Origin of the sequence: Streptomyces sp. NPDC057002 (assembly GCF_042673825.1) — a bacterium.
Classification (GTDB): Bacteria; Actinomycetota; Actinomycetes; order Streptomycetales; family Streptomycetaceae; genus Streptomyces.
The window spans coordinates 497010-509444 of the sequence record NZ_JBHURZ010000006.1 but is presented as its reverse complement, the minus strand read 5'-3'; the positions used below and the strand labels follow the sequence as shown (position 1 = coordinate 509444).

At 70.0% G+C, this 12435-nt stretch carries 13 protein-coding genes; 8 read left to right on the top strand and 5 right to left on the bottom strand.

Going from position 1 to position 12435, the window contains the following annotated elements:
* Window positions 1-11: 11 nt before the first annotated feature.
* Both ACFT32_RS30565 and ACFT32_RS30560 read left to right on the top strand, forming a co-directional pair.
* On the top strand, window positions 12-515 hold the full coding sequence (locus tag ACFT32_RS30565; protein ID WP_382495938.1) for a hypothetical protein: 504 nt from the start codon (window positions 12-14) through the stop codon (window positions 513-515).
* 137 nt (window positions 516-652) lie between these two features.
* Entirely contained in the window at window positions 653-1342 is a 690-nt protein-coding gene (locus ACFT32_RS30560; protein ID WP_382495705.1) for an LPXTG cell wall anchor domain-containing protein, read from the top strand.
* A 65-nt stretch (window positions 1343-1407) separates the two neighbouring features.
* On the opposite strand, the gene ppc is transcribed toward ACFT32_RS30560, so the two are convergent.
* Complete coding sequence (ppc, locus tag ACFT32_RS30555; RefSeq protein WP_382495703.1) at window positions 1408-4152, bottom strand: phosphoenolpyruvate carboxylase; 2745 nt, start codon at window positions 4150-4152, stop codon at window positions 1408-1410.
* A 293-nt stretch (window positions 4153-4445) separates the two neighbouring features.
* Here ppc and ACFT32_RS30550 point away from each other — a divergent pair, with 293 nt between their 5' ends.
* Both ACFT32_RS30550 and ACFT32_RS30545 read left to right on the top strand, forming a co-directional pair.
* A complete protein-coding gene (locus ACFT32_RS30550) occupies window positions 4446-5465 on the top strand; it encodes an acyl-CoA desaturase (protein ID WP_382495701.1) in 1020 nt (339 codons plus the stop codon).
* The gene (locus tag ACFT32_RS30545) at window positions 5462-6139 is read left to right on the top strand and encodes a TetR/AcrR family transcriptional regulator (RefSeq protein ID WP_382495699.1); all 678 of its coding nucleotides are present in this window, start codon (window positions 5462-5464) and stop codon (window positions 6137-6139) included. The genes ACFT32_RS30550 and ACFT32_RS30545 overlap by 4 nt, the downstream gene beginning before the upstream one ends.
* Here the strand turns inward: ACFT32_RS30545 and ACFT32_RS30540 are convergent.
* Complete coding sequence (locus tag ACFT32_RS30540; protein ID WP_382495697.1) at window positions 6136-6495, bottom strand: VOC family protein; 360 nt, start codon at window positions 6493-6495, stop codon at window positions 6136-6138. The genes ACFT32_RS30545 and ACFT32_RS30540 overlap by 4 nt on opposite strands.
* Window positions 6495-7313, bottom strand: coding sequence for a trans-aconitate 2-methyltransferase (locus tag ACFT32_RS30535; protein WP_382495695.1), 819 nt, complete (start codon window positions 7311-7313; stop codon window positions 6495-6497). The genes ACFT32_RS30540 and ACFT32_RS30535 overlap by 1 nt, the downstream gene beginning before the upstream one ends.
* A gap of 128 nt (window positions 7314-7441) precedes the next feature.
* Between ACFT32_RS30535 and tamR the strand changes: the two genes are divergently transcribed.
* The gene (gene tamR, locus ACFT32_RS30530; protein ID WP_030242768.1) at window positions 7442-7939 is read left to right on the top strand and encodes a MarR family transcriptional regulator TamR; all 498 of its coding nucleotides are present in this window, start codon (window positions 7442-7444) and stop codon (window positions 7937-7939) included.
* On the opposite strand, the gene ACFT32_RS30525 is transcribed toward tamR, so the two are convergent.
* Complete coding sequence (locus ACFT32_RS30525) at window positions 7898-8665, bottom strand: LuxR C-terminal-related transcriptional regulator (protein WP_382495693.1); 768 nt, start codon at window positions 8663-8665, stop codon at window positions 7898-7900. The two genes, tamR and ACFT32_RS30525, sit on opposite strands and share 42 nt — an antisense overlap.
* A 297-nt stretch (window positions 8666-8962) precedes the next feature.
* Here ACFT32_RS30525 and ACFT32_RS30520 point away from each other — a divergent pair, with 297 nt between their 5' ends.
* The 3 genes from ACFT32_RS30520 to ACFT32_RS30510 all read left to right on the top strand — a co-directional run bounded on the left by ACFT32_RS30520 (window position 8963) and on the right by ACFT32_RS30510 (window position 11175).
* The gene (locus ACFT32_RS30520) at window positions 8963-9421 is read left to right on the top strand and encodes a GNAT family N-acetyltransferase (RefSeq protein ID WP_382495691.1); all 459 of its coding nucleotides are present in this window, start codon (window positions 8963-8965) and stop codon (window positions 9419-9421) included.
* 288 nt (window positions 9422-9709) lie between these two features.
* The gene (locus tag ACFT32_RS30515; protein WP_382495689.1) at window positions 9710-10162 is read left to right on the top strand and encodes a hypothetical protein; all 453 of its coding nucleotides are present in this window, start codon (window positions 9710-9712) and stop codon (window positions 10160-10162) included.
* Window positions 10159-11175 carry a hypothetical protein gene (locus ACFT32_RS30510; RefSeq protein WP_382495687.1) on the top strand — a complete coding sequence of 339 codons (1017 nt, stop codon included), beginning with the start codon at window positions 10159-10161 and terminating at the stop codon, window positions 11173-11175. The genes ACFT32_RS30515 and ACFT32_RS30510 overlap by 4 nt, the downstream gene beginning before the upstream one ends.
* 67 nt (window positions 11176-11242) lie before the next feature.
* Here the strand turns inward: ACFT32_RS30510 and galK are convergent, their stop codons facing one another.
* Window positions 11243-12409, bottom strand: coding sequence for a galactokinase (gene galK / locus ACFT32_RS30505; RefSeq protein WP_382495685.1), 1167 nt, complete (start codon window positions 12407-12409; stop codon window positions 11243-11245).
* Window positions 12410-12435 lie beyond the last annotated feature (26 nt).

Here is a 12435-nt window from a genome sequence, read left to right as displayed (position 1 = left end):
GGGTATGGCCAATGATCCCGGCCATGCCCCCCACTGCCACCGCCTCTCACCAGAGCTCTCATGCCGTGCTGCGGTTCGGACGGTTCGCGGCGATGGGTACGGTCGCCGCGCTGATCCTGATCGCGGGTGTGTGGGCGTCGTGGGGTACGGCGCAGCATGTGATGCTGACGAAGGGCCGGGAGAGCGGCACGGTCGATGTGAAGCGGTGCGGGCCGGACACGTGCACGGGTGCGTTCACGCCGTTGTCTCAGGGGGCGCAGCCGCGGCCGAGGGTCGAACTGGAGAAGTCCGTCGCGGTGGAGAAGGGCCGGACCTACACGGTGGTCCTGAAGCCCGGCAGTGATGACGCGGTCCGTTCGGGCCCGGCGGGGATTCTGTACGCGTGGATTCCGCTGGGCGGTGCGCTGTTGCTGGCGTCGGTCGTGGTGGCGGGCGGGTTGCTGCGGACGCGGGTGGCGTGGGTGATGGCGCTGTCCGGGGTGGCGTTGCTGACGGCGGCTTTCGTGGTCGTCTGAGGGGTTCGGTGTTCCCCTCGCTTGCGGAGGGGCAGAGCGTTGTGTGTTCGTGATTGACGTGGCTTCGGACGAGGCTGGAAGCTGAGCCGCCCCCTCCACATCTTCCCGGTCACTTCTCGAAGATGGACGAATTCTCGATGCGAACCCTCTCCCGCGTCGGCGCTGTGTCCGCCGCCGCTTCCGCGGTCCTCCTGCTCGCTCCGGCCGCCCATGCCACCCCTCCCGGTGACAACGGCACGGTCAAGATCCATGACGCCTCGACGGGCGAGGAGCTGCGCCGCAACGAGCCGCATGTGTGCGCCTTCTACCTGGATGCCTTCGGTTTCGACAGTGGCCAGCAGGTCGACTGGCGCATCGACGCCATTCCCCCGAGTGAGAACAAGGGGGAGACGGTGGACTCCGGCTCGCTGACGCTGGACGGCGAGGGTCACGGCCGTTCGGAGGACCTGTCGCTGCCCGACGGGCACTACAAGCTGTTCTGGAACTTCGACGGTGAGAAGGGTGCCGCCAAGCACAAGGTGTTCTGGACGGACTGCGAGGACGAGCAGGAGCCGGGCGGTTCGACGCCGTCCGGGTCGGCGTCCGCGTCGCCGTCGTCCGGGGCGTCGGAGGCGCCTTCGGGTGCGCCGGGGACGTCGGGGTCGCCGAGTTCGCCCGCCGACGGGGTTGCGGCGTCCTCTTCGCCGTCCCCGCAGGGGGTTGCCGGCGGTGACCTCGCGGAGACGGGCAGCGGGGCTCCGGTGGGTCTGCTGTCCGGTGTGGCGGCGGTGCTGGTCGGGTTCGGCGGGTTCCTGGTGTTCCGGCGCCGGAGGCTCGGCCGCGGCTGACGTGGAACGCGACGTGCCCCCGAGCCTGTACGGGCTCGGGGGCACGGTCGTGTCCGGGGAGCGGCTCAGCCGGTGTTGCGCAGGCCCGCTGCCACACCGTTGACGGTGAGGAGCAGGGCGCGGGCGAGCAGCGGGTCGGGCTGTTCGGCGGCTCCGGCCGCCTCGCGCTGCCGCTTGAGCAGGGCGACCTGGAGGTAGGAGATCGGGTCGAGGTAGGCGTCGCGGATGGCGAAGGTCTGCTTGAGGACGGGCGCGGCGTCGAGGAGTTCCTCTTCGCCGGTCACGCGCAGCACCTCACGCACGGTCAGTTCGTGCTCGGCCTTGATGGCGTCGAAGACGTGCTTGAGCTCGTCGGGGACGAGGGTGTCGACGTAGTGCTGGGCGATCCGCAGGTCGGTCTTGGCCAGGGTCATCTCGACGTTGGAGATGAAGTTGCGGAAGAAGTGCCACTGTCCGTGCATCTCGTCGAGGACCGTGTCACCTTCTTGCCGCAGGCCTGCCTCGCGCAGGGCCTTGAGGCCGGAGCCGACGCCGAACCAGCCGGGCACGATCTGCCGGGACTGGGTCCAGCCGAACACCCACGGGATGGCCCGCAGCCCGTCCAGGCCGGCGCCGGTGTCCGGGCGGCGTGAGGGGCGGGAGCCGAGGTGGAGGTCGGCGAGCTGGTCGACGGGCGTCGAGGCGAAGAAGTACGCCGGGAGGTCGGGGTCCTCGACGAGCCTGCGGTAGGCGCCCTCGGCGGCCTCGGAGACGACGTCCATCGCGGCGTCCCAGCGGGCCAGGGCCTCGTCCGACTGGCGCGGGGCGGTGTGCAGGGCGGATGCCTGCAGGGTGGCCGCGACGCTCAGTTCCAGGTTCTCCCTGGCCAGGGCCGGGATGAGGTACTTGTCGGAGATGACCTCGCCCTGCTCGGTCACCTTGATCTCGCCCTCCAGGGTGCCCCAGGGCTGGGCGAGGATGGCGTCGTGGGTGGGGCCGCCGCCGCGGCCGACGGTGCCGCCGCGGCCGTGGAAGAGCCGGAGCCGGACGCCGTAGCGGTGTGCGACGTCGCGCAGGCGGCGCTGGGCGCGGTGGATCTCCCACTGGCTGGTGGTGATGCCGCCGAACTTGGAGGAGTCGGAGTAGCCGAGCATGACCTCCTGGACGTCGCCCCGCAGCGCCACGAGCCTGCGGTACGACGGGTCGGAGAGCATCTCCTCCAGGATGGTGTCGGCGGCCTTGAGCTCGTCGGTCGTCTCCAGCAGCGGCACGATGCCGATCTTCGCCCAGCCGGCGTGCAGGTCGACCAGGCCGGCCTCGCGGGCGAGGACGGCGGCGGCGAAGACGTCGTCGGCGCCCTGGCACATGGAGATGATGTACGACTCGATGACCTCGGGCCCGAAGACCTCCAGGGCCTTCTTCACGGTCTGGAAGACGCCGAGGGTCTTCTCGCCGGGCGCGTCGACGGGCGCCGGGGTGGGCGCGAGGGGGCGGCGGGAGCGGAGCTCCTTGGCGAGCAGCCTGGCGCGGTAGTCGCGGGGCATGTCCGCGTACCGCCAGGACTCCTCGCCGAGCCGGTCGAAGAGCTGGCCGAGGGCGTGGTGATGGGCGTCCGCGTGTTCGCGTACGTCCATGGTGGCGAGCTGGAGGCCGAAGGCGGCGAGGGTGCGGATGGTGCGGGCGAGGCGGCCGTCGGCGAAGAGGCCGCCGCGGTGCTCGCGCAGGGAGCTCTGGATGATCCGCAGGTCGTCGAGGAGCTGGCCGGTGCCGAGGTAGTCGCGGCCCGGGACGTGTGCGGTGCCCTTGGCGAGGCGCTTCTTGGTGTTCTCCAGCTTCTGCCGGATGCAGGTGGCCTTGAGCCGGTAGGGCTCCTCGGCGTTGAGGCGCTTGTAGCGGGGGCTGATCTCGGGGAGGTTCTCCAGGTCGGTCTGGAGGGAGGTCAGCAGTTCCTCGGTGGCGCCGGCGTAGCGGATGGAGTTGGACAGGAAGCCGCGCAGCTCGTCGATCGTCTCGAGGGCGTCGTTGATGCCGTGCTCGTGCTGGAGGATGAGGACGTCCCAGGTCACCTGGGGGGTGACGTTCGGGTTGCCGTCGCGGTCGCCGCCGATCCAGGTGCCGAAGGTGAGCGGGCGGGTGTCGTCGGGGAGCTTGACCCCGGCGCGCTCCAGCTCGGCGGTGAGGTCCTCCAGGACGTCGCCGACGGCGTTGGCGTGCAGTTCGTCCAGGTAGTAGATGGCGTTTCGGGCCTCGTCGGCGGGCTCGGGGCGGACGACGCGCAGTTCGTCGGTCTGCCAGACGAGGTCGATGTTCTCGGCCAGCCGGATGTCGAGACGGCGGCGGTCGGACTCGATGACGGGGGTGTCGAGGAGCGCGGCGACGCGCCGGAGCTTGTTCAGGACCGACCGGCGCGCGGCCTCGGTCGGGTGTGCCGTGAACACGGGACGAATATTGAGGTTCCGGACCGTCTCGCGCAGGTGCTCGGGATCGGCGTCCTTGAGCCGGTCGGCCGTACGGGCGAGCAGTCCGCCCTCGGCGGCGCGCCGGGCCCGCAGCTCGCGGCCGCGGTGGACCTGCTCGGTGACATTGGCCAGGTGGAAATAAGTGGAGAACGCGCGGACGAGCTTGGCCGCGGTCTGTAGTTCCGTGCCGCGTAGCAGCTCGGCGGCGGCCTCGCCGTCCTCACGGGTGAGGCGGCGGACCTTCTCGACGAGTTCCAGGAGCTCAGGGCCCTCCTGCCGGACAAGGGTCTCCCCGAGGAGATCACCCAGCCGGCGGATGTCGGCACGCAGCTCACTGCTCGTCGTCGTGGTCTGGTCGTCGGCACTGCTCACAGGTGCGGCTCCTTGCAGTGTTGAAGCTCGTCTGGGAGGGGAACCCGGACGGCGTCTCGCGCGGCGTGCGCCGCATACGGGCCGGGCATCCGGGAAGAAATCAGAGCGGACCGCGCTGTCCGACCGACTCCAGGATAGGTGTCGGCGGGGACGCGCAGGCTCTCGGGCTCTTGCCGCCGGGCGGCGCACTGCCATACTTACGAAGCCGTAGGTTACGGAACCGTAGGAAGCCCTGCGGGGTTCCCGTGGCCCGGCACCCCCTTCTCCCTCCTCATACCCCCCAGGGGACGCGTATGACCAGTAGTTCCGACGTGATCGAGGACGCCCCCGAGGCACCCGGTCAGGCCACCGACGCCGCAGCCCCCTCCGCCACGCTGGGCGGCGAGCAGAAGCGGTCCATCGAGCAGATCACCCTCCTCCTCTTCATCGCCGTCCCGTTCCTCGCACTGCTGGCGGCCGTTCCGCTGGCGTGGGGCTGGGGGGTGAGCTGGCTGGACCTCGGTCTGCTGGTGTTCTTCTACTACCTGGGGTGCCACGGCATCACGATCGGCTTCCACCGGCACTTCACGCACAGTTCCTTCAAGGCCAAGCGGCCGTTGAAGATCGCGCTGGCCATCGCGGGTTCCATGGCGGTCGAGGGCCCCCTGGTCCGCTGGGTGGCCGATCACCGCAAGCACCACAAGTTCTCCGACGCGGAGGGCGACCCGCACTCGCCGTGGCGTTTCGGCGAGACCGTCCCGGCCCTGATGAAGGGCCTGTGGTGGGCACATATCGGATGGATGTTCGATGAGGAGCAGACTCCGCAGGACAAGTACGCCCCGGACCTGATCAAGGACAAGACGCTCCGCGCGATCTCCCGCCAGTTCATCCTGTGGACGGCCCTCTCCCTGGCGCTCCCGCCGCTGATCGGCGGCCTGGTCACGATGTCCTGGTGGGGCGCCTTCACGGCGTTCTTCTGGGGTTCCCTCGTCCGGGTGGCCCTGCTGCACCATGTGACGTGGTCGATCAACTCGATCTGCCACGCGGTCGGCAAGCGCCCCTTCAAGTCGCGCGACCGGTCGGGCAACGTGTGGTGGCTCGCGGTGCTGTCCTGCGGCGAGTCCTGGCACAACCTGCACCACGCCGACCCCACCTCCGCACGGCACGGGGTGATGCGCGGCCAGCTGGACTCCTCCGCCCGGCTGATCCGCTGGTTCGAGATGGCCGGCTGGGCGTACGACGTGCGCTGGCCGTCACGCTCGCGTATCGATTCGCGCCGTAACGACGGGGAAGGCGGCTCCCGGCGCGGGAAGGAGCCCGTCGAGGCGGCATGATGGTCGCTGTGGCGACCGACTCGAGCAGCACCCCCAGCAATGACAAGCCGCGGCGAGTGCGTCGCACGCGGATGACCGGTGCCGAGCGCCGCCAACAGCTGCTGGAGATCGGTCGCACACTCTTCGCCGCGAAGGGGTTCGAGGGGACGTCGGTGGAGGAGATCGCGGCGAAGGCCGGGGTCTCCAAGCCGGTGGTGTACGAGCACTTCGGCGGCAAGGAGGGGCTGTACGCGGTGGTCGTGGACCGCGAGATGCGGTGCCTGCTGGACATGGTGACGAGTTCGCTCACGGCCGGTCACCCTCGCGAACTCTGCGAACAGGCGGCCTTCGCCCTCCTGGACTACATCGAGGAGTACACGGACGGCTTCCGCATCCTGGTCCGGGACTCCCCCATCCCCCAGTCGACGGGTTCCTTCGCCTCCTTGATCTCGGACATCGCCACCCAGGTCGAGGACATCCTCGGCAAGGAGTTCAAGAGCCGCGGCTTCGACCCCAAGCTGGCCCCGCTGTACGCCCAGGCCCTGGTCGGCATGGTCGCCCTGACCGGTCAGTGGTGGCTGGACGTACGCAAGCCGAAGAAGGCCGAGGTGGCCGCGCACCTGGTGAACCTGGCCTGGCACGGCCTGGACGGTCTGGAGCCCAAGCCGCACCTGATAGGGCGCCGCAAGGCCTAGCCCGGTTCGAGGAACTCCAGGCGGTTGCCGACCGGGTCCTGGGAGTAGAAGCGCTTGTGCCCCGGCAGGGCGGGGTCCCAGGTGACGGGCGCCCCGCCGGCCTCCAGCCGGGCGGCGTAGGACTCGATGTCCGTCACCCGCAGCCCGGGATGGGCCTTCCTCGCCGCCCGGAAGTCCTCCTCGATGCCGAGGTGCAGCAGCACCGCCCCCGCCCGGAACCAGCACCCGCCACGCCGGGCGAGCACGGGCGGCTTCGGGATCTCGGTCATGCCGAGGACATCGACGTAGTACGCCCGCAGCCGCTCCTCGCTGCCGCGCGGGGCGGCGAGCTGGACATGGTCGAGGGCAGTGATCATCAGCCCTCCTTCCGGGCCACGGCGAACACCCGGCGGAACGGGAACGGCGTGCCGTGCGCGCCCTCCGGGTAGGCCTCGCGCAGGGCGGCCCGGTATTCGGCGACGAAGCTCTCCCCCGCCTCGGGGTCGTCGGCGAGGGCGGTCAGCACGGGCCGCAGGCCGGTCCCCTTCACCCAGTCCAGCACCGGGTCCTCGCCCTGGAGCAGATGGATGTACGTCGTCTCCCAGACGTCGGCGGTGCAGCCGAGGGCGGTGAGATGCTCCAGATAGGCCTCGGGTGCGAGGACGGCGTCGGCATGGCGCAGGGTGCCGGCGAGCCGGTCGCGCCAGCGCGGGGAACCGGCGAGTTCGCGCATGAGCCGATGGCTGGGGGCGTCGAAGTTCCCGGGCACCTGGAAGGCGAAGGTGCCCGACGGTTTCAGCCCGGCCACCCAGTCGGCGAACCGCTCGACATGCCCCGGCACCCACTGCAGCGTGGCGTTGCTGATGATCAGGTCGTACGGCTCGGCCGGCGCCCAGGTGCGCACGTCGGCGAGGGCGAAGTCGAGACACCCGCCGCCCTCGGTGGGGCCCTCGTGATCGACGTGGGCCTTGTCGAGCATCTCGGGCGAGTTGTCGTAGCCGGTGATCCGGGCGGTGGGCCAGCGGTCGGCGAGCAGCGTGGTGACGTTGCCGGGGCCGCAGCCGAGGTCGGCGATGCGGAGTGCGCCGGCGGGCGGCTCGGGGACACGGGCGAGGAGGTCCGCGAAGGGGCGGGCGCGGTGGCCGGCGTGGCGGAGGTACTGGGCGGGGTCCCAGGTGGGGGCGGCAGCGGGCATGAAGTCCTCCGGATGTCCTGGTGGTGACCGTCAGGGACGCCCACCCACCGTGACATCGGATATATCTCGACGTCAAGAAAATGGACGTCAAGAGACTCTACGTCGACACAACCACTACACTGATCGCCATGGAGGACGAGGTCGACCGGCTGGTCGCAGCATGGCGCCGGGAGCGCCCGGACCTCGACGTGGAACCGCTCGAGGTGCTCAGCCGTGTGAGCCGACTGGCCCGGCATCTGGACCGGGCGCGTCGGCTGGCCTTCTCGGAGCACGGCCTGGAGCCGTGGGAGTTCGACGTCCTGACGGCCCTGCGCCGCGCGGGCACGCCGTACCAGCTCTCTCCGGGGCAGCTCCTCACCCAGACCCTGGTCACGTCGGGCACGATGACGAACCGCATCGACCGCCTGGCGAAGAAGGGCCTGGTGGAACGCCTCCCCGACCCCAGTGACCGCCGAGGCGTCCTGGTCCGGCTGACGGACGAGGGCCGGGACCGCGCGGACCAGGCCCTGGCGGGTCTGCTGGACCAGGAGCGCGCGATCCTCGCGGAGCTCTCCCGGGCCCAGCGCGGCGAACTGGCGGGGCTGCTACGCCAGCTGACCGCCCCGTTCGACAACATCCCCGGCTAGGTCGACGGGTCCGACCCCGGCCCGCCGGGCCAGGGCGACGGCGGCGAGCGTGGAATGCACGCCGAGCTTGCCCAGCACGTTCTGCATATGGGTCCGCACGGTGTGCGGCGACAGATACAGCCGCTCGGCGACGGCCTTGCGGCCCAGCCCGGCCACCATGCACCGCAGCACTTCCCGCTCCCGCGGCGTCAGCGACTCGACCAGCCGCTCGCTCTCGGTGCGGTGCTTGCGCGCGGCGGTGAGCTCCCGCAGTACGCCGGTCAGCAGGGCGGGCGGCAGATGGGTCTCGTCGCGCAGCACCCCGCGGATGACGGTCAGCAGCCGGGACAGCGAACAGTCCTTCGCCACCCACCCGGAGGCCCCGGCCTGCAGGGCGAGCGCCGCCCGCCGCGGGTCGTCCTTCTCGGCGAGCACGACGGTCCGTACATTCGGCTGCGCGGACCGCACGCCCGTGACGAGGGAGATCCCGTCGACGAGGCCGTCCTCGTTGCTTTCCTGCACCGGCACGGCCGGCCGTACGCCCGGCACCATGCCGCCCAGATCGGCGTCCACGAGCAGCACGTCGAAGCGCCGCCCCTCGGCGACCGCCCGTTCCAGGCTGCGCAGCGCGGCGGGACCGCTGCCGGCCGCGGAGACGTCGACGTCGGGCTCGGCGGCCAGGGCCGCGGCGAGTGACTCGGCGAAGATGCGATGGTCGTCGACGACCAGGACTCGGATGCGAACCACGTAACCCCCTTCCCCAGGCTCCTGAGAGCAGGGGATTCCCCATCGTCGGAACACGAACCCGCACGGGTACGACGCCGGAGTGCCCGGCCGCTGCGTAGATCCGTCTCGCAGCGGTCTGGCCGGGTTGCCGCAGCCGCACGGCCGCCGCCGTGCAGAAACCGGTACCCCCACTCCGGGCGTCGTACCCGGCTGTCTCGCCCCCTGATCGGCACCGGCCCCCACCGGTGCTGTTCATCAGGGTACGGCCGGGGGCCGGGAGCGGAAGGTTATTTGCAGAACTGACTGTCCAGCGCGTTTATGGTGTGCCGCATGTTCCGTCTTGAGACAGAAGTCGACAAGGCCCGACGTGATCTGCTCCGCACGCGCCTGCGGGAAGCGAACACAAACGCCTCTCCGATCCTGCGAGCCCTGCGCGGAACCCCGGACGAAAGGGACGTCCCGTTGCACGTGTGGGCTGTGAACGACCCGGACGACGAACTGGCCGGCGGCCTCGTCGGCTACACCTGGGCGACCTGGCTCCACGTCACCTACCTCTGGGTCGACGAACGCCACCGCGGCACGGGCCTCGGCACCGCCCTTCTCCACAAGGCGGAACGCATCGCCTCCAAGCACCGCGGCTGCCTCGCGTCCCGCCTGGAGACATGGGACTTCCAGGCCCCACGGTTCTACGAGAAGCAGGGGTACGAGGTGGTCTGCGTGGTCCCGGACTATCCGCCGGGGATCACGGAGTACACGCTGACGAAGAGGCTGGGGTGAAGACCTCGTAGTTATCACGCATCGGCCTCCCGATAGCGTGGGTTTGCTTGAGCTGTCATCCCCCCACCACCTCAACGGGAGCACACATTGCACCGCCCCGCTCGGCTCCTCACGGCCGCGCTCACCGCTTCTGCGGCCTTGCTGCTGACTGCCTGTGGCTCGGGGGGAGGTGACGAGTCGTCCGACAAGATCGCCGGTGCGAACTCGGCTGAGACGCCAACAGCTTCCGCGTCGGCGTCCGCATCGGCGGACGGGATCGATCGGCCGGAGATCAAGCTGCCGAGCGACATGAAGAACGTCTTCGAGGACCGGCAGACCGGAGACCCTCAGAAGGACGCCATCCTCGCCGACAACGAACGGGCCATCAGCACGGTGGACCAGGCCATGGCGTACGGCGACATGAAGAAGTCCGGGATGGCCTTCTACTACACGGACAGCGCGCTGACAGGCGTCTACTACTACGCGAAGGACAACATCGCCAGGAAGACCGCCTGGGCCGGCTCTCTGCGCTACTTCGACCGCCAGGTGAGGGTGTTCGACAAGACGTCAGCGGCAGTGACGTACTGCGCGGACGAGAGCAACGCGAATGTCAAGGACCTCAAGACCGACAAGGTGAACGTGGTCGAGACCTCGCCCGACAGCTACGTCTACTACAGCACCAGCGTGAGGAAGAACAGCGACGGCGTCTGGCAGATCTCGAAGCTTGACGAGGACCGGGGCGCCAAGCGGTGCCAGCCGTGACGCGCCGCGTAGCGCTCGCGGTTCTGACCTCCACGCTGTTCGTCCTCGGGGTGGACACCGCTGTCGCTGGAGGAGTCGGCAACAACGGATCCCGGGACGTCGAGGAGTCCGGTCACGCCTCGGGACGGGTGCTGCAGTCGAAGATCACCTTCAACGTGAAGGGTTCAGCGCCCTCGAAGGAGGGCGGCCCGGTCACGTCCACCGCTGTGGACTGGGAACCGCCGGCCTGCTGGTACGAGCCCTACTGGAAGGCCAAGGACTTCAAGACCTACACCGAGGCCAACTGGTCCATGTACGAGTCCGCCGGGGGTGCGCCCGAGGGCATCGCGGACGACAAGGCTCGCTACGAGAAGGGCCATCCCTACAAGGACTTCAACGTCGACAAGAACGACGAGGGCATGTGGTGGGTGGCCGTTACGAATCCGAAGATGGAAAACGACCCTGCCGCCGACGACTGTAAGCGCAAGCCCTTCTGGATGGACAACGGCAAGGCTCCCGACGTCCCCCAGGCCATCGACACCGAGACCCTCGCCGGGCTCGCGCATCAGCGGACCGTCGTGCCCCCGACCAAGATCTCCTTGGCTCCGAACGGCAAGTCGACGGTGAACGCCCCCACCTGGATCTGGCTGGACAAGGGCGCCTTCAAGCCGGTCTCCGTCACGGCGAGTCTGCCCGGCACCGGGCTGTGGGCGACCACGACCGCCAAGCCGGTGAGTCTGCACATCGATCCGGGGACGGAGGACGCGGAGAGTCTGCCGGCGTCCGGCGAGTGCGGGATCAACGACGACGGTTCGATCGGCCAGCCGTACGCCAGGGGCAAGGCGGAGCTGACGCCTCCGTGCGGGGTGCGGTACCTGCGGTCGTCGGGAGACGGCTCCTACGCCCTCAATGCGACGCTGACCTGGGAGATCTCCTGGGAGGGCTCGGGCGGCACGGGCGGCGACCTGCCCAACGGCACGTTCGCCACGACCACCCAGGTGCCGGTCCAGGAGTACCAGGCCGTCAACCGCTGAAGTCCCCGAAGAACGAGTCGGGCGCCCTTCCTCTGTGAGGTGAGGGCGCCCGGCGCATGTGGGGAGGTCAGCGCAGGCGGCGTGCACCCGACGACGGGACCGCTTCGAAGACCCGTGGTGTCGTGAAACCCGCCGTTGCGAAGGCTTCTGTCACTGCCTTGGTGATGGCGTCGACGTCCGTCTCCTCCGCGAGGACGATCGCCGAGCCGCCGAAGCCGCCGCCGGTCATGCGGGCGCCCAGGGCGCCGGAGGCGAGGGCCGTGTCGACGACCAGGTCGAGTTCGGGGCAGGAGATGCGGAAGTCGTCGCGGAGGGAGGCGTGGCCCTCGACCAGGATGGGGGCGATCGCGCGAGTGTCGTCGCCCGATTCCAGTAGCGACACCACCCGTTCGACGCGCTCGTTCTCCGTGACGATGTGGCGGACCAGGCGGCGGACCTCCTCCTCGCCGCCGAGGCGGGCCAGCGCCGCGTCCAGTTCGTCGTAGGGGACGTCCCGGAGCGCGTCGACGCCCAGCAGGGCCGCGCCCTTCTCGCAGCCCGCGCGGCGCTTGCCGTACTCGCCCTCGCTGTGGGAGTGCTTGACCTGAGTGTCGACCACGAGGAGGCGCAAGCCCTCGGCCGCCAGGTCGAAGGGGATCTGCTTCTGGGAGAGGTCGCGGGTGTCGAGGAAGAGCGCGTGCCCCGCCTCGCAGCACGCCGACGCCGTCTGGTCCATGATGCCGACCGGGGCCCCGACGTAGACGTTCTCCGCGCGCTGGCACAGGCGGGCCAGTTGCCAGCCGCGCAGGCCGAGCGAGAACAGGTCGTTCAGGGCCAGTGCCACCACCACCTCCAGTGCCGCCGAGGAGGAGAGGCCCGCGCCCGAGGGGACCGTGGAGGAGAGGTGGATGTCCGCGCCCGTGACCGCGTGGCCGGCCTCGCGCAGGGCCCAGACCACGCCCGCGGGGTACGCCGTCCAGTTCTTGTCCGACTCGGGGGACAGGTCGTCGAGGATCAGCTCGACGACTCCGCCGTCGACATCCGCCGAGTGCAGGCGCAGGACGCCGTCCTCGCGGCGTGACACCGCCGCCACCGCCCTGTGCGGCAGGGCGAACGGCATGACGAAGCCGTCGTTGTAGTCGGTGTGCTCGCCGATGAGGTTGACGCGGCCCGGTGCCGCCCATACCCCGTGCGGTTCGGCGCCGTACAGCTCGCTGAACCGTGCGGCGACCGTCTCCGCCACAGCCTCGCTCATGCCTGTCCCCTGACCCTTCCGTACCT